Raw genomic sequence first — 16,308 nt, 5'->3', positions numbered from 1 at the left:
ATTGAATGAACAATTAGTATCGATGATTACACAGTTAGTTATGGAAAAGGTGGGCAATAATGCGTCAGAAAAGTCTTCTCATGACACAGCTGTGCCAACAGAAAACCACAAGGAAACACTTATTAAGTTTCACAATACGGTAGCTAATGCTAATGGTACTGATGAAGTAGCAAGCCCGAGCACAATAGAACAATCAAATGAACCATTAATTAAGCTTTATCATACTGAATCAAGTAATCATGAACAATCATCTTACAGCGCAAGTAATGATGAATCGACTTATACTTCAGTACCTATCACAGAATTTAAATTTGAAGAGGATGAAGTGTCTGAAAGTGTTCAAGCTGCTAAAAAGCATACACCAGCAAGAATTGGTGTTGGAAGAGCTGGGACAAGGCCTAAAACAAAAACTTGGCTAAAGTTCCGACTCGATCATGCAGCGGCAGTAGATGCGGTATATGGAGAAGTGACAGAAGAGCTACTACAAAAGCTTGATGTCTTTCAAGTAACAACAAGAGTTACAGATAAGGAAGAATACATTACTAGACCAGATTTAGGTCGTCGTTTATCAGAAGAATCAAAGATACTTATTCAATCTAAATGTACAAAAAATCCAAAAGTACAAATCATTATTTCTAACGGATTAAGTGCAAGTGCGATTGAAGAAAATGTGCAAGACGTTTACTTAGCCTTACAGCAAAGTCTTCGCAATTTAAATATTGAAATAGGAACTACTTTCTATATTGATAAAGGGCGTGTTGCCCTTATGGATGAAATTGGGGAGCTTTTACAAGCAGAAGTGATCGTTTATTTAATCGGTGAGCGCCCTGGACTTGTATCGGCTGAGTCCATGAGTGCCTATATATGCTATCAACCTAGAATTGGCACAGTAGAAGCTGATCGAATGGTCGTTTCGAACATTCATAAAGGTGGTATCCCGCCATTAGAGGCAGGTGCTTATTTAGGAACAGTCGTTCAAAAAATATTGCATTACAAGGCAAGTGGAGTAGGTCTTGTGGCAAAAGAAGGTTAGGGGGCAAACAATGAATCCTCAAAAACTTATGGCAGAAATTTTGGCAATGCAAATCATTCCAAGAGTGAATAATGAATTAGCAGAGCAATTAGATTTAAAGCCATATCACAATAGCATTGGACTCGTAACTCTAACAATAGATGATATTGGATATGTAGCGTTGGACGAGGCTACGAAAAAAGCAGATGTTGACGTTGTTTATGCAAAAAGCTTTTATGCTGGAGCGGCACATGCATCTGGGCCATTATCTGGTGAGGTCATTGGCATCATTGCTGGTAGCTCGCCGGATGAAATACGCAGTGGTTTTGATGCGATTCAGCAAAAAATTCAGTTTGATACGTATTTTGAAGCCATTCTTCAAAATGAAAGCCACGCTCTTTTTGCACATACTGTAGCGAGCTGTGGTACGTATCTGGCTGAGCTAGCAAACGTTAAGGTTGGAACAGCCCTTGCTTATTTAATAGCACCGCCCCTTGAGGCTGTAGTCGGTTTAGATGCGGCATTAAAGGCTGCAGATGTAGAACTAAAGGTTTTCTTTGGTCCACCATCTGAAACCAATTTCGGTGGCGGTTTATTAAGTGGTAGCCAATCTTCCTGCCAAGCTGCTGCAAATGCTTTTAGAGAAGCTATTGAAAATTTAGCGAGAAACCCAGTTGTTTAGAAAGGAGGGGCTTTAGTGGCCACACTAGATAAAGATTTATTAGCAATTCAAGAAATGAGAGACGCGGTGAGAAATGCCAATATTGCCCAGACTGCTTACATGCAGTATTCACAGCAGCAAGTAGATCATATCGTCAAGGCTGTTGCAGATGCAGCATATAAAGAGGCAGAACGTTTGGCAAATATGGCCGTTCAGGAAACGGGGATGGGCATACCTAATCATAAAAAAATGAAAAATGAGGTAGCCTCTAGAGATGTTTATGAAGATATTAAAGATTTGAAGACTGTTGGTGTTGTTGGTTTCGATCGAATGAAGAAAGTGACAGAGATTGCTAGTCCGTTTGGAGTCATCGCTGGCATCGTACCAACAACAAATCCAACATCAACAGCAATCTTTAAAACACTTATCTCATTGAAAACTAGAAATGGTCTCGTACTAAGCCCACACCCATATGCGGTTGATTGTACAAAGGAAGCTTTAGAGATTTGTAGAGTAGCTGCAGAACAAGCTGGAGCACCAGCAGGATTGCTACATTGTTTAACAATGTCTTCTATGGAAGCTACGCAGCAATTAATGAAGCACCCAGATATTCACTTAATTTTAGCGACTGGTGGCGGTGCTCTAGTAAAAGCAGCCTATAGTTCGGGCAAACCTGCTTACGGTGTAGGACCAGGAAATGTTCCAGCTTACATTGAAAAATCGGCGAATATATCCAAATCCGTTCGCCAGCTTGTGCAAAGTAAGTCTTTTGATAACGGCACAATTTGTGCTACAGAACAATCAATTATCGTAGATAAAGTCATCGCAGAGCAAGTTTTAACAGAGCTAAAGAAAAACAATGCTTATATTTTGAGTGATGAAGAGAAGGTGAAGATGGAGAAGCTGATTTCTCCAGTCCCTGGGAAGGTAAATCCTCAAATTGTAGGTAAGTCAGCAGCTTGCTTAGCAGATTCTATCGGTATTACTGTGCCGGAAGATACAAAAGTACTTGTTGGTATGGAAACGATGATTGGCAAGAACATTCCATTTTCACTGGAAAAATTATCACCGATATTTGCGTTATACACTGTCGAGGACAGTACAGAGGCAAAACAGGTAATGATTGATTTACTAAACATAGGTGGACGCGGGCATACATGCTCGATTCATACAGAAAATACAGCTTTAGCTGAGCAGTTTTCAGTGGAATTACCGGTGTCTAGAATTGTTGTTAATACATTATCATCCATCGGCGCAGTTGGTGGAACTACTGGATTGGCACCATCCTTTACATTAGGGTGTGGTACTTTTGGTGGCAATATTACGTCCGATAACATTACAGCAAGACATTTATTGAATATTAAACGCATGGCTTATGGCATTAAAGATGTAGAAGTGCCAAAACCAGAATTTTTAGCAAAACCAGTAGTAGACAATATCAAGGCACACGATCCATCTTTGGATACAGCAGTAGTTCAACAAATTGTTGATCAAGTATTAAAACAAATAACATTACAAAATAAATAATTTGGAGGAATGACAAATGAGTACAGCATTAGGAATGGTAGAAACAAAAGGTTTAGTAGGAGCAATTGAAGCAGCAGATGCAATGGTGAAGGCTGCTAGTGTTAATTTAGTAGGAAAAGTACATGTTGGTGGCGGTATTGTCACTGTATTAGTTCGTGGTGATGTAGGCGCAGTAAAAGCAGCTACTGATGCAGGTGCAGCAGCGGCCCAACGTGTTGGAGAACTTCTATCAGTTCATGTAATCCCACGCCCACACCATGAATTAGAATTAATTTTACCAAAAGCAGAGGCTTAATTTTATTTCAGTCCGGACAAGGGCGACGGAAAGAAGGGTCGAAGTGACGGAAAGAAGAGCTGAAGCGACGGAAAGAATCCTCGGAGTGACGGAAGGAAGTCAAAGCGACGGAAAGAAGAGCTGAAGCGACGGAAAGAATCCTCGGAGTGACGGAAGGAAGTCAAAGCGATGGAAAGAAGAGCCGAAGCGACGGAAAGAAGAGCTGAAGCGCCGGAAAGAAAGACCGAAGCGGCGGAAAGAATCCTCGGAGTGATGGAAAGAATCCTCGAGTGACGGAAAGAAGTCAAAGCGACGGAAAGAAGAGCCGAAGTGACGGAAAGAATCCTCGAGTGACGGAAGGAAGTCAAAGCGACGGAAAGAAGAGCCGAAGCGACGGAAAGAATCCTCGGAGTGATGGAAAGAACATCATAAAGGAAAGGGCAGGATGTTACACATTGCGTTGCGCTTCATCCTGCTTCATTTCCTATAATAATATAGTGAAATAGATATAGAGGTGGCTAACTTGAATACAGCGACAAAAACATTTCCTGTGGCCATTTCAGCTCGTCATATACATGTCAGTGAAGAAGATTTGCAGGTACTTTTTGGTCCAAATGCGACGCTAACGAAGGATTTTGATCTTTCGCAGCCAGGGCAGTTTGCAGCTAAAGAGCGTGTCTCTATTGAGGGACCAAAAGGTGTTCTTCACAATGTTCGTGTATTAGGTCCAGTAAGAGCGGCGACACAGGTGGAAATTAGTCGAACAGATGCAATGAAATTAGGATTAACCCCTCCTTTGAGACAATCGGGTGATATCGAAAGTTCAGCTAGCATCAAATTAATTAATCAAGAACAAGAAATAATCATCAAGCAGGGGGTCATTATTGCACAGGCACATATTCATATGACGGAAGAAGATGCGTTAGTATTGGACGTACAAAATAATGAATTAGTATCTGTTGAAGTTGATAGTGAGCGACCTGTGACATTTCGTGGGGTTGTAGTTCGTGTATCAAACGATTTTAGTCTAGAGATGCATATCGATACAGATGAAGCAAATGCTGGCTTTATTGAACAGCAAGCCCAAGGAAGAATTATCAGATCATTGACATAAGGAGGAGGTTAGATGCAGGAAAATTTAATCCAAAAAATTGTTGAAGAAGTGTTACAGCAAGTTTTAAAAAATCAGCCTTCCTCTCATCATGACGGAAAAATCCCTGTCGGTGTTTCAGCGCGACATGTACATCTTGCTCAAACGGAAGTGGAGCAGCTTTTTGGTGAAAACTATCAATTAACACCTAAGTTTGAGCTTTCACAACCAGGACAGTTTGCTGCTGAGGAAACTGTTGTTATTGCTGGTCAGAAGGGATCCATTGAACGAGTACGCATTTTAGGTCCAGCTCGTTCATTATCTCAAGTAGAAATTAGTTGGACAGACGCGATGAAATTAGGGGTTAAGCCACCATTAAGGGTATCAGGAGATATTAATGGCTCTAGCCCCGTTACACTAATTGGTCCAAAGGGCAGTGTCGTGCTTAATGAGGGACTCATTATAGCACAAGCACATATTCATATGTCACCGACTGACAGTGCTCAGTTCCAAGTAGTGGACGGACAATCGGTACAAATAAAAATAGAAGGTATAAGACCTATTATTTTATCAAATGTAATGATTCGCGTTTCAGAGCGTTATCGATTGGAGATGCATATCGATACTGATGAGGCAAATGCAGGTTTAATCCAACGGGGTACATTTGCAGAAATTGTCAATGCTCAAGCTAAGGAAAAAATGAACGTCAAAGAACTTCCGCCAATCGTCAGTCAAGCTGAAAAACCGTTAAGCTATCTATTTGATAAGAAACTGCTTTCGCAAGTAGAAGTGCTTGAAATAGAAGCACCGGAAATTGTTGTTCCTAAGAAAACCATTGTGACGGCATTGGCGTATGACAAAATACGAGAGCTGAATAAGACGTTAACAATTCGCTCTGACTAACAATAGTCCATACGGGATAAAGAGGTGAAGTTCATGCAAATGGGCAGAGTTATCGGTAGTGTATGGGCAACACGTAAAGAAGAAGGGTTGAATGGCTTAAAATTATTAATTATTCAACCAATCGATTCTAATCAACAGCCGATTCGAACAGAAATTGTAGCAGCAGACCGTATCGGGGCAGGAATCGGAGATGATGTGCTCATTACAAGTGGTGGATCATCCCGATATATTATGAAAGAAAATCCATTGCCTATCGATGCGGTCGTTATAGGTATTATTGATTCCACGGAAGTGATGCGAGGTGAGGAAAATGGGTAGCGCAATAGGAATGATTGAGACGAAAGGATTAGTTGGTTCTTATGAGGCAGCAGACGCGATGATAAAGGCGGCAGATGTAACCATCGTCAAACAAGAATTTGTTGATGGTGGCATCGTTACTGTAGTAGTTAAAGGTGATGTTGGTTCAGTTCAAGCAGCTGTAGATGCTGGGAAAGAGGCAGCTAAGCGCGTTGGAGAACTATTAGGCGCTCACGTAATTCCGAGACCTGATGAAGATGTTTTTCAGATGGTTAAAGGACCGGAAGCACCAAAGAAAAAATCTGCACCAGCAGCAACACGTGTTAAAAAAACGACGGAAACAGCAGCCGCTGACAATCGAGGTGATGAAAAATGACATTTCGAAAAAGTAAAATTGCTGTAATCGGTGCTGGTCATACGGGTGCAACTTTAAGCTTATTTTTGGCACAAAAAGAGCTAGGAGATGTTGTCCTGTTAGATATTCCAGAAGCGGAGAATCCGACAAAAGGAAAGGCGCTAGATTTATTACAAACAGGACCAATAGAAAAATTTAATGTTTCTATTAAAGGAACGAGCAATTATGAGGATATTGCTGGAGCAAATATTGTCATTATTACAGCTGGTATTCCTCGTAAACCAGGCATGAGCCGAGATGATTTAGTGACGACGAATGCAAAAATTATTCAACAAGTATCTAGACAAATAAAACATTATGCTCCAAACAGCATAATCCTTATATTAAGCAATCCAGTCGATGCCATGACCTATGTTTGCTATAAGGAAACAGGCTTTCCGAAAAATCGTATCATTGGTCAATCAGGTGTGTTAGATACGGCACGTTTTAATACCTTTGTGGCACAAGAATTGCAAATTGCACCGGAGGATGTATCAGGATTCGTCTTAGGTGGACATGGCGACGAAATGGTCCCTTTAATTCGATATTCCTATGCTGGAGGGATCCCTTTAGAAAAATTGATCCCTCAAGACAGACTGCAACTAATCGTAGAACGTACACGTAAAGGTGGCGGGGAAATTGTTGGTTTGTTAGGCAATGGTAGTGCTTATTATGCACCAGCTGCTGCATGTGCACAGATGGTCGAAATCATCATGAAAGATCAACGTAAAATAATTCCTTCTATCGCCCTTTTAGAAGGAGAATATGGTTACCACGAATTATTTTTAGGAGTGCCGACAATATTAGGAGGCAATGGCATTGAGTCAGTTATTGAATTACATCTGACGAATGAAGAAAAAGCGGCGCTCCATCAATCGGCAGAAGCCGTCAAACAAGTATTAACAATTTGTCAAAACATTTAATATGTAGGATCCCCAACTATATATTGTTATAAAATTTAACGCTTAAAAATGTTTGATTGGAAACCGAACAAGGCATTTAAAAGCTAGTAAAATTTCCCCTTATTTATATAAAAGTAAGAAGCTCTCCTTGATCATGAAAATGATGAGGAGAGCTTCTTTGGTATATACAGCTCAAATTGAGTAATTTAAGATAGGGTGAATGTTTGGACACACCTGCTGAAAAACGGCTTGGAGCCACCGGAACACACGTAATGTAGTTCATATGGGAATAATGAAAGTAATTGACTTTGCCCTAAGGGGAAGGTGTATAAATGAATTGTAGCAAGTAACAAATTAATAAATGAGGTGGTTTTGTGTTATCAATAGGAGAATTCTCAAAAATATGTGGTGTCTCGACAAAAACACTTCGATATTACGCTGAAATTGGATTAATTAACCCAGATGAGATTAATGCTGAAAGCGGTTATAGGTATTATTCCATCGAACAACTAAAAAGGATGCTCTATATCAACCGTTTAAAATCCTATCATTTTTCTCTTGAAGAAATTAAAGCAATGTTGGAATTGGAAGAGGATCAATCCGAAGAAATGCTTTTTTCTGCGCTTAACCATAAAAGAAATGAGATGCAAGAAAAACTAAAGGCTTTTGAATATCTTGTAAAACAACTAAGTCATGATATTGCAAACTTAGAAAAGGGGATGCCAATCATGTCGTACCTTGACGATATCGAGGTACAGCTAGTTGAAACGAAGCCAAAAAATATTCTTTTTAAGCGTCTAGTAATGAGCAGTGATGACTATTCATCAGGATACGGTAACTATTTTAGCAAGCTATATGAAAAGATTGCGACGGAGCAGCTTACTTTACTCGGTAAGCCGATGACGATTTACCACAGCCCTGAATTTAACCCTACTGGTAATGATACTGAGTTCGCTATTCCAATAGCTGAGTCTGTTAAAGGAACGAGAGATTTGCCTGGTAGTCTCTGTGCTAAATCCGTTTTAAAGGGAGCATATCCTGAATTAACATCTGTCTATGCTAATTTGATGAAGTGGATTGAAGACGAGGGTTATGAATTGATAATGCCGCCATATGAAATATATGTAACAGATCCAAATCAAGCAAACTCTTCTGAGGATTATATTACTGAGGTATATTTTCCTGTCAAGAAAAAATGACAAAACCATTTGGAGGTTCCTATGCAAACAACAATAAATTGGCACACGGTAAAGCCTGAATTGAACAATGAAAAGCTTTCCAAGCTAGAGCACACGATAAAAAGTGATTATAACAATATAAATGGTATTGTTATCATTAGAAATGGTAATTTAGCATATGAAAAATATTTTAATGGGAAAAGTCCTGATGATTGTCAACATGTAGCATCTGTAACGAAAAGTGTACTATCTGCACTTATAGGCATCGCTATCGATAAAGGATATATTAAAAGCGTTGAAGAAAAGGTGTTAGATTTTTTCCCTAAATATATTGCTGGTGCTAATAAGCAGAAACAGGAGATTACTATACGACATCTTCTCACGATGACAGTACCATATCCATATGAGGATTGGCATGAACCGCTAGATATTCTATGTCAACAGCAGGATTGGATAAAATATACACTTGATATAATAGGTGAAAATGGGGATTTAGGCGCGTTTAAATACTCCACAGCTGGAGCACATTTATTGTCAGCTATTCTTACTGAAAGTACAGGCAAGAGTGCACGAGCGTTTTCTAATGAACATTTGTTTACACCGCTTGGCATGAAAGAAATTCCTGACTATCAAATGAACGCATATGAGTTTGATGATTTATTCGGAAAAAACGTTAAGGGGTGGGTCCATGATCCAAACGGTCATTCGACAGGTGGATGGGGGCTAACATTAACTACACGTGATATGGCACGATTTGGCTACCTTTATTTAAACAATGGTATTTGGGATTATAAAAGGATTCTCTCTGAGGCATGGATTCGTAAATCAACGGAGATGAACCATAACAATTACGGTTATTTATGGTGGCTACGGCAAGAAGATGGACTTTCTACCTTTTCAGCAATAGGGGATGGGGGCAATATGATTTGTTGTATACCAAACATGAATATGATTGTAGCAATTAGTTCAGAATTCATCATGAATCCACGAGATAGATGGCCATTAATAAAAGAGTATATAATCCCAGCAGTATTATAATTTTTCTATTGTACATAAAAGTAGATATATGAGTTATCAAAATAACATCTACTTATACAAATCTTACAATTAGTTGATCCTCTCCGAGTAGAAATGAAAAGGTGGCGAAAGTCTTTTACATTCCTAACGGGGAGGTTTTATTTTGAGGAACAAAGTCATTTATCAGGAAAAAAATTAATCTAAAAAATGGACTTTTTTTATTTTCTTTAACTTCTTTCAGCAATTATTTTCTATAGCGAAAACAAAGTGACAGCTAAAGAAGTCTACCACCTCTATTGATGGTAAAGAAGAATGCGGTTTTAAGTCACTTTTGGAGCGGGTGTTCAAACATCCGCTGAAATAGAGGAACTCAGTCTAAATACGCCACGTCCTGTGGCAATGACTGCGTGACCAACTTCGTATTGGCCAAAAGCCTTCTGCCGATTCCGGACGCAATTATGCCGAGCTATAATTGATATTCTACTTTTACTAAAAATTTATTAAAGAAAGAGAGGAAAGAAATGAGTGAAATGAGTAGCTACTTGGTTGTCTTTATAGTCATGATTCTTCTTATGTTAAGGGAGAAAAAAGTTAGACCAACTAGAATGTGGATAATACCGATTTTGTTAATTGGGCTAACGTGTACTTCTATTTTAAGTTCAGATAAATTAACACCGATAAGCTATATCTTGTACTTCATTTGTTTAACAATTGGCATAGGTATCGGGATTTGGAGAGGAAAATTAGAAAAAATCCGTGTTAATCATGAAAGAGGAATCGTAACTACACAAAGCTCCGTCGCTGGAGTTATTGTATTTCTAGGAATTCTTCTTTTGCGTCTACTTGCAGCAAAATGGGGAAAAGAGCATGCTGTAATATCATTAACGAATGCTCTTATGTTTATACCGCTTGGTAGTGTATGTGCTCGTCGGTTTATTATTTATATGAGATACAAACAACTTACTGGATAAAAAAATATGGATTTTAAAACGTTTCTTTTCGCATTTTACAAAAAATTGGTGCAGTGGATCGAACGAGAGCGGTTGTATATGCTATTCGCAATGGAATAGTTTTGTAGAAATAAAATTGTGAACAGTTACTATTCCTATAAAAAATACTATAAAGTCCATAATATACAAAATTTTCGAAAATATGATAAACTAGTAGCGTGAAAAGGAGGATGTTAGCATGACCGTACAACAATTTACTGACTATGTAAAAAAAATGAAGCACTACGGAGAAGCATTAAGTGTGATTTATTGGGATATGCGCACGGGTGCACCTAAGAAGGGATTAGCTCAGCGTTCAGAGGTAGTTGGAACATTATCTGCCTCCTTATTTGACATGCAAACTAGTGAAGAGTTAGGGCAATTACTAACGGATCTAGAGGGGCAAAAGGCAGATCTTGATTATGTTACACTGCGTTTAGTTGAGGAAGTACGTAAAGAGTATGATCAAAATAAAAAAATTCCGGCTGATGAATATAAGAAATTTGTAATTTTACAATCTAAAGCGGAAACAGCATGGGAAGAAGCAAAGGAAGCTAATAATTTTGCTTTGTTCCTACCTTATCTAGAGGAAATTATAAGCTGGCAGAAGAAATTCATTCAATATTGGGGTATTAAAAACGGTTCTCCGTACAATACATTACTAGATTTATATGAACCTGATATGACGACTGATGTTTTAGATCAAGTTTTTAGTGACTTACGTGAAACAATTGTTTCTCTTGTGCAAAAAATTGCAGCTTCACCTAAGAAACCAGATACAAGCCTATTATTTAAGCATTTCCCTCGTGAATCTCAGCGTGCATTATCATTAGAAATGTTAGCACAACTTGGCTATGATTTTGATGCAGGGCGCTTAGACGAAAGTGTGCATCCATTTATGATAGGCATAAATCATGGAGATAATCGTATTACAACGAAATATGATGAAAATGATTTCCGCTCAGCAATTTTTGGAACTATCCATGAGTGTGGACATGCCATGTACGAGCAAAATATTGATGTGAAGCTTGATGGTTTACCGTTAGCAACAGGTACATCTATGGGAATACATGAGTCCCAATCTTTATTTTATGAAAATTTTGTTGGTAGGAACGAAAAGTTCTGGGAGCATAACTACGAGCGACTTCAAAAGTATTCACCTGAGCAATTTGGTGATGTAGCATTAGCGGAATTCCTACGAGCAATTAATATGGTGGAGCCATCGTTTATTCGCATTGAAGCAGATGAGTTAACGTATCCACTACATATTATGATTCGCTATGAAATTGAACGTGATTTATTCAACGGCGATCTTCAAGCGAAAGATCTTCCACAAGTATGGAATGATAAATACGAAGAATATTTAGGCATTCGTCCTGAAACAGATGCAAAAGGGGTACTACAAGATATGCACTGGTCAGGGGGCATGTTTGGCTATTTCCCATCCTATGCTTTAGGAATGATTTACGCTGCACAATGGAAGCATGCAATGGATAAAGATCATCCAAACTTTGATGAGCTGTTAGTAAAGGGAGAGCTCCTACCAATTCGAGAGTGGTTAACAGACAAAGTCCATCAATACGGCGCGTTGAAGAAGCCGTTTGAATTGTTACAAGAGGCAACAGGGGAAGGCTTAAACGCCAAATATTTAGCAAACTATTTACAAGAAAAGTATACGAAGCTGTATCAGCTCTAAAGGACAAAGCGTTTTCTCCACTACAGAGAAATCGCTTTTCATAATGTTGAAAAGGTAATGGTCAAGGAAATTACTTTGTATGTTGTGGCGTTTTCGATGAGGGTGGATCTAAGTTACTCGCTCACCTGGGGGAGGGAGTTGTGCAACTTCCTCCGTTTAAGTATTTTCCTGATTCGCTTTGGCATAAAAACACATCTTGTTACTGCCGCTCCGTTTCGTACATAAAAAATATGCAATGTGAATTGGTTGATTGAAGTGGAGGCTAACGACTCTTGGGGATCTGCGTCACAGATAAGACCCTGGAGCGAGCTTCGCGAGTGAAGCGGCTCATCGGACGCCCCCAGGAAGCTTTGCTCTGTGAGAAAGCGAAGCGTCAGCTACAAATGTTTTATCTGTGCGAAAGCGAAGCGACAGCAACAAAGCGCCCAGCCGGAACTGAAATCAACCCCTTGTTTTGCATAGAAGCTTTACTTTAATTAATACCTAAATTACATTTTTTCAGCAAAGTAAAAAGCGATTTCTCAGCTAGAGAAATCGCTTTTTTTATGAAGATGCAAAACATTGTTACCAAAGTTTATAGCCTTTAGAACCAGGAGGGGAATTAGAAATAATATCGATAATTGGAATAGTATAAGCAAATAAAATTAATGCTACTAAAATAACAAGCCATACTTTAAAGTTCTCTAAGATAGCTGGAGTAGTACCACCGTTTTCATGTACTTCACCAACTGGGAATTCCTCTTCGCCTTTTGGTGCAAACCATGCTAATTTCACCACAATATAAAGGATGATTAAGATAGCGATGAATAGAATCGTACCACCAACAGCTTGAGCGATTTGATAAGGAATCCAATCATAAGCTTGTTGAGCACCGCCATACTCAGAGTAATCAGATCGACGAGGTGCACCGATCAGCCCAGCGATATGCATAGCGGAAGACATAATTGTCATACCAGTAGCCCATAAAATAGCGGCAAAATTACCAAGATTGTTTAAAGATTTAGTCAATGTACGACCTGTTAAATATGGAATTAACCAAAATGCTGCACCGAAATAAGTTAAAACGGCTGTTGTTGCAATTGTTAAATGGAAATGCCCTGTAACCCAAATAGTATTATGGATTAATTGGTTCATTTGGTAAGAAGCATTGATGATACCGCCAGCGCCACCAGGAATAAACGCTAGCATACCGATAAATGGCACGAAGAAACGAGCATCTTTCCATGGTAACTTTTTGAGCCAGCCGAAAAGACCTTTACCACCTAATTCGCGACCACGTAGTTCAAACATTGCAAACATCGAAAAGGCAGTCATTAAGGATGGTACGATTACGGCAAACGTTAATACAACTTGTATGAATTTCCATGTGCTAGCAATACCAGGCTCTGTTAATTGGTGATGAATCCCAACTGGTACAGAGAAAATTAAAAATAGCATAAATGATAGTCTTGCTAAAGAATCAGAGAAAATTTTTCCGCCAATAACCTTCGGAATAATGACATACCAAACCATGTATGCTGGTAATAACCAGAAATACACAAGCGCATGACCAAAATACCAAAATAATGTACGGGATAGTGCTATGTCGACACGTTCAACAAAGCCTAAGGACCATGGTAGTAACTGGAATAGAACAGAAGCAGCTACACCTAGAGTTGCTACAAACCACATTAAATTATTAACAACAACCATAAATGATAGTAATGGGCTTCGTTGTCCGCTTCCTTTGTTTTCTTTGCGCCACTGTGCATAGCGTAATATTTGACCCGCGCCGCCAACCCAAGAACCAACAACGACTAATGTAAGGCCAAAATAGAATATCCAGTGAGCTTTCAATGGAGCATAGAACGTATATAAAACAGATGCCTCATTAAGTAGAACCATTGTTGCAGCAGCTGCTGTACCGATAGTCATTAACCAGAAGCCGATCCAGCCAAGGCGACGTTGACCGTCTGAAAAAGTCCCTGACGTACGGCTAACACTAGCAATTTGGAAACCAAAAATAAAGAATGTTGTTAAAATAAGACCGAGTAAAACACCATGTACGGTTAAAACTTGATAGTAACCAATGCCTGCTGGTAATGTAAATTGACCAGAACGAACGAAAACTTGTAATAAACCAGCAAGACCCCCTAATAACAATGCGATGAATGCCACATAAATATGTGCCATCGCTAGCTTCGCATCACGACGATCCACTTTTGTCAAATTATTGTTGAGACTCATTTGGCTTCACCACCTTTAGCATAGAGTGCATCATCGTATGTCCTGTACCACAATATTCATTACATACGATTAAAAACTCTCCTTCTTTATTTACTGTAGTTACATATTCAGAAATGTAACCTGGTTCAAGCATCATATTAATATTTGTACCTGCAACTTCAAAACCGTGCATTACATCTGCACTCGTTGCAATAAATTTCACTTTAGCTCCAAGTGGCACTTCAATTTCTGGAGGATTGTAGTTAAATGCTGATGCTAAAACAACTACTTCGTAATCCCAATCTTTACCTTCTACTTTATGTACACCCGGGTTATCGAAGGGTGCAAATTCTCTTACTTTCTCATAATCTAGTGTTTTTTTACCATTGTTCGGATGTGAGCCTTGATGGAATGCACCGATGCCTAGAATGATAAGGAATGCTACTAAAGTAGTAACTCCAAACACAAGCCAATATTTTTCATACTTATGTAAGTGCATATGTCTCTGTCCTTTCTTAGTAGAATCATTATGCCTCGGCATAATTGCCGCTGTCGCTACGCTTTCGCGCAAATAAACAATGCTTCTGAAATCGGCTTTGTGCTTGCACAAAGAACTCTTTTCCGATTGCGTGACATCCGCCAGAGGCTTTAACTTCTTTCAGCGGGCGTTTGAATACTCGCAGAAAAGTAGCTTAAATCCGCATTCATCCACCACTTATAGAGGTGGAGACTTTTGTACCTGTCGCTTCGCTTTTGCTACAAAAAACAATTGCTGAAAGAAGTTAAAAACGATTGATGAACAAATCGAAGCAGTACACCCAAAGCAAGATAATGATGATTCCTACTCCAAATACCGCATAGAGTGAACCTTTTAAATTTTCATCTGACTTTTTTTTATTTGCCATTTTTGCTCCTCCTACGCTTTTTTTGTGTCTTTCTTATTGCCATGATATATAAATAAATTTCTTTTAGATGTGAAAAAAATCACATATATTGGCGAAATGTGTGAAAAAAATGTGAAAAATTGAGGGTAGAATAAAAAATAGCCACCTCAATAGTCATTGAGATAGCCACTTATTGGTTAGAATTAGAGGAATTGTTATTAAAATATCTTTATTTTCAAGAAATTTTACTAATTGTATTTTGGACTTAAGCCTAATGGGGCATCCTCTGTTAATTATTGAGAATGACAAAGTGTGTTCATAAATGTTTAATGAATTGGCATAGGATATATCATTTGGAATAGTTCGATATTCTAGTACTCTATTCTCCTTCAATTGTTAAAAGAACTGTCAGCGGACCAACACTTGGAATTGTAACAGGGAGTATAAATGCCTTTTCAAAGCCGTATAACTTTGTGTTGCCAACCATCACTGTTGGCGGTGTGATATCAATTTCTAAGCTTTCTTGTCCTACAGTAGTGCATAAATTTCCTGCAATCATATTTCCGAATTCCCCTGTAAAGGATTCCAACATTTCTCCTTCAAGAGGCATACCAAACATTATATTGCCGATACCACTAAAAATTTCAGGAGAGGAATCAATGATTACACGGCCCTTTAAATCTCCTATTAAACCGATTAAAACACCCATTTGCTGTTGTTGAAATGGTTCAGAAATAATACTAGGTGTTTTCACCTCTATATCCATAGGAAGGATCGATTTTAAAGCGTGAATTGTCCCGTTTAAAATAGTTTGAAAGTACTTCGAATTACTCATCATTACCGCATCCTTTTTCCGACTTTTCTACATCTTACCATGTTAAATGGGTAAGATGAAAGTATGTCTTGACGAATTAGTGGGAAATTTATATTATATTAATGAGAATGATTTTCAAAATCAATAAGTGGACGTTAAGTCTTTTCGAATACAAATATTTATATTAAAAGGAGCGGTTAGCGATGACATTCGTATTTATTGGAGCGGCAGTGGTTATCTATATTGGAGTGGGAAAACACGTTATGAAACAGGCGACTGCACATTTGAAATAAGAGGGTATCAATAAAGACAATTTTTATATAGCTAGAGCATGGTCTAAGTAATTTTGAGATCATGCTTTTTTTATTGATCTTTCATACTTTTGTTGTAATAAAAAGAGGGTAGTTGTTTGTTTTTTCTGAAATATATTGTAAATGGGAGTCATTTTTTTGTAGAATTAAAAAA

17 protein-coding genes are annotated in these 16,308 nt (G+C 38.5%); 13 read left to right on the top strand and 4 right to left on the bottom strand.

From position 1 onward, the window contains the following. The first annotated feature begins 1 nt into the window (after position 1). The 13 genes from eutC to ACIPKN_RS19750 all read left to right on the top strand — a co-directional run bounded on the left by eutC (position 2) and on the right by ACIPKN_RS19750 (position 11,940). Positions 2-1,033, top strand: a complete 1,032-nt coding sequence (eutC, locus tag ACIPKN_RS19810) for an ethanolamine ammonia-lyase subunit EutC (RefSeq protein ID WP_400939297.1) — start codon at positions 2-4, stop codon at positions 1,031-1,033. A 10-nt stretch (positions 1,034-1,043) separates the two neighbouring features. Next, positions 1,044-1,694, top strand: coding sequence for an ethanolamine utilization microcompartment protein EutL (gene eutL / locus ACIPKN_RS19805; RefSeq protein WP_400939294.1), 651 nt, complete (start codon positions 1,044-1,046; stop codon positions 1,692-1,694). 15 nt (positions 1,695-1,709) lie between these two features. Then, positions 1,710-3,200 carry an aldehyde dehydrogenase family protein gene (locus tag ACIPKN_RS19800; RefSeq protein WP_400939292.1) on the top strand — a complete coding sequence of 497 codons (1,491 nt, stop codon included), beginning with the start codon at positions 1,710-1,712 and terminating at the stop codon, positions 3,198-3,200. Positions 3,201-3,216: 16 nt separating this feature from the next. Beyond that, positions 3,217-3,495 carry a BMC domain-containing protein gene (locus ACIPKN_RS19795; RefSeq protein WP_053482447.1) on the top strand — a complete coding sequence of 93 codons (279 nt, stop codon included), beginning with the start codon at positions 3,217-3,219 and terminating at the stop codon, positions 3,493-3,495. 502 nt (positions 3,496-3,997) lie between these two features. Continuing rightward, on the top strand, positions 3,998-4,588 hold the full coding sequence (pduL, locus tag ACIPKN_RS19790) for a phosphate propanoyltransferase (RefSeq protein WP_142508274.1): 591 nt from the start codon (positions 3,998-4,000) through the stop codon (positions 4,586-4,588). Positions 4,589-4,600: 12 nt separating this feature from the next. Beyond that, complete coding sequence (locus tag ACIPKN_RS19785; RefSeq protein ID WP_400939289.1) at positions 4,601-5,467, top strand: phosphate propanoyltransferase; 867 nt, start codon at positions 4,601-4,603, stop codon at positions 5,465-5,467. Positions 5,468-5,500: 33 nt separating this feature from the next. Then, the gene (locus tag ACIPKN_RS19780) at positions 5,501-5,785 is read left to right on the top strand and encodes a EutN/CcmL family microcompartment protein (RefSeq protein WP_132359031.1); all 285 of its coding nucleotides are present in this window, start codon (positions 5,501-5,503) and stop codon (positions 5,783-5,785) included. Beyond that, positions 5,778-6,140: a BMC domain-containing protein gene (locus ACIPKN_RS19775; protein WP_142508272.1), complete on the top strand. Its 363-nt coding sequence runs from the start codon at positions 5,778-5,780 to the stop codon at positions 6,138-6,140. The genes ACIPKN_RS19780 and ACIPKN_RS19775 overlap by 8 nt, the downstream gene beginning before the upstream one ends. Next, positions 6,137-7,081, top strand: a complete 945-nt coding sequence (gene mdh, locus ACIPKN_RS19770) for a malate dehydrogenase (protein ID WP_400939286.1) — start codon at positions 6,137-6,139, stop codon at positions 7,079-7,081. The genes ACIPKN_RS19775 and mdh overlap by 4 nt, the downstream gene beginning before the upstream one ends. 353 nt (positions 7,082-7,434) lie before the next feature. Next, on the top strand, positions 7,435-8,259 hold the full coding sequence (locus ACIPKN_RS19765) for a MerR family transcriptional regulator (protein WP_400939283.1): 825 nt from the start codon (positions 7,435-7,437) through the stop codon (positions 8,257-8,259). Positions 8,260-8,280: 21 nt separating this feature from the next. Further along, positions 8,281-9,276 carry a serine hydrolase domain-containing protein gene (locus ACIPKN_RS19760; RefSeq protein WP_400939280.1) on the top strand — a complete coding sequence of 332 codons (996 nt, stop codon included), beginning with the start codon at positions 8,281-8,283 and terminating at the stop codon, positions 9,274-9,276. Between the two features lie 500 nt (positions 9,277-9,776). Next, the gene (locus tag ACIPKN_RS19755; protein ID WP_400939277.1) at positions 9,777-10,226 is read left to right on the top strand and encodes a CcdC protein domain-containing protein; all 450 of its coding nucleotides are present in this window, start codon (positions 9,777-9,779) and stop codon (positions 10,224-10,226) included. Positions 10,227-10,443: 217 nt separating this feature from the next. After that, positions 10,444-11,940 carry a carboxypeptidase M32 gene (locus ACIPKN_RS19750; protein WP_400939274.1) on the top strand — a complete coding sequence of 499 codons (1,497 nt, stop codon included), beginning with the start codon at positions 10,444-10,446 and terminating at the stop codon, positions 11,938-11,940. Positions 11,941-12,504: 564 nt separating this feature from the next. Here ACIPKN_RS19750 and ACIPKN_RS19745 read toward each other — a convergent pair. From ACIPKN_RS19745 to ACIPKN_RS19730, 4 genes are all read right to left on the bottom strand, one after another. Next, complete coding sequence (locus ACIPKN_RS19745) at positions 12,505-14,166, bottom strand: b(o/a)3-type cytochrome-c oxidase subunit 1 (protein ID WP_400939272.1); 1,662 nt, start codon at positions 14,164-14,166, stop codon at positions 12,505-12,507. Further along, the gene (locus ACIPKN_RS19740; RefSeq protein WP_132359007.1) at positions 14,150-14,644 is read right to left on the bottom strand and encodes a cytochrome c oxidase subunit II; all 495 of its coding nucleotides are present in this window, start codon (positions 14,642-14,644) and stop codon (positions 14,150-14,152) included. Before ACIPKN_RS19740 ends, ACIPKN_RS19745 begins: the two co-directional genes overlap by 17 nt. A 283-nt stretch (positions 14,645-14,927) precedes the next feature. Beyond that, positions 14,928-15,050, bottom strand: coding sequence for a hypothetical protein (locus ACIPKN_RS19735; protein WP_255505077.1), 123 nt, complete (start codon positions 15,048-15,050; stop codon positions 14,928-14,930). Positions 15,051-15,408: 358 nt separating this feature from the next. Continuing rightward, the gene (locus ACIPKN_RS19730) at positions 15,409-15,864 is read right to left on the bottom strand and encodes a chemotaxis protein CheX (protein ID WP_142508472.1); all 456 of its coding nucleotides are present in this window, start codon (positions 15,862-15,864) and stop codon (positions 15,409-15,411) included. Between the last annotated feature and the right edge of the window lie 444 nt (positions 15,865-16,308).

Origin of the sequence: Lysinibacillus sp. NPDC086135, assembly GCF_044746345.1 — a bacterium.
GTDB lineage: Bacteria > Bacillota > Bacilli > Bacillales_A > Planococcaceae > Lysinibacillus.
This window is presented reverse-complemented; position numbering and strand designations above follow the sequence as displayed.

What these genes read in the sequence shown, in the direction of transcription:
- eutL (WP_400939294.1), top strand. Translation starts at nt 1,044, where the DNA reads ATGAATCCTCAAAAACTTATGGCAGAAATTTTGGCAATGCAAATCATT.
- ACIPKN_RS19795 (WP_053482447.1), top strand. Translation starts at nt 3,217, where the DNA reads ATGAGTACAGCATTAGGAATGGTAGAAACAAAAGGTTTAGTAGGAGCA.
- ACIPKN_RS19785 (WP_400939289.1), top strand. Translation starts at nt 4,601, where the DNA reads ATGCAGGAAAATTTAATCCAAAAAATTGTTGAAGAAGTGTTACAGCAA.
- ACIPKN_RS19780 (WP_132359031.1), top strand. Translation starts at nt 5,501, where the DNA reads ATGCAAATGGGCAGAGTTATCGGTAGTGTATGGGCAACACGTAAAGAA.
- ACIPKN_RS19775 (WP_142508272.1), top strand. Translation starts at nt 5,778, where the DNA reads ATGGGTAGCGCAATAGGAATGATTGAGACGAAAGGATTAGTTGGTTCT.
- mdh (WP_400939286.1), top strand. Translation starts at nt 6,137, where the DNA reads ATGACATTTCGAAAAAGTAAAATTGCTGTAATCGGTGCTGGTCATACG.
- ACIPKN_RS19760 (WP_400939280.1), top strand. Translation starts at nt 8,281, where the DNA reads ATGCAAACAACAATAAATTGGCACACGGTAAAGCCTGAATTGAACAAT.
- ACIPKN_RS19755 (WP_400939277.1), top strand. Translation starts at nt 9,777, where the DNA reads ATGAGTGAAATGAGTAGCTACTTGGTTGTCTTTATAGTCATGATTCTT.
- ACIPKN_RS19750 (WP_400939274.1), top strand. Translation starts at nt 10,444, where the DNA reads ATGACCGTACAACAATTTACTGACTATGTAAAAAAAATGAAGCACTAC.
- ACIPKN_RS19745 (WP_400939272.1), bottom strand. Translation starts at nt 14,166, where the DNA reads ATGAGTCTCAACAATAATTTGACAAAAGTGGATCGTCGTGATGCGAAG.
- ACIPKN_RS19740 (WP_132359007.1), bottom strand. Translation starts at nt 14,644, where the DNA reads ATGCACTTACATAAGTATGAAAAATATTGGCTTGTGTTTGGAGTTACT.
- ACIPKN_RS19735 (WP_255505077.1), bottom strand. Translation starts at nt 15,050, where the DNA reads ATGGCAAATAAAAAAAAGTCAGATGAAAATTTAAAAGGTTCACTCTAT.
- ACIPKN_RS19730 (WP_142508472.1), bottom strand. Translation starts at nt 15,864, where the DNA reads ATGAGTAATTCGAAGTACTTTCAAACTATTTTAAACGGGACAATTCAC.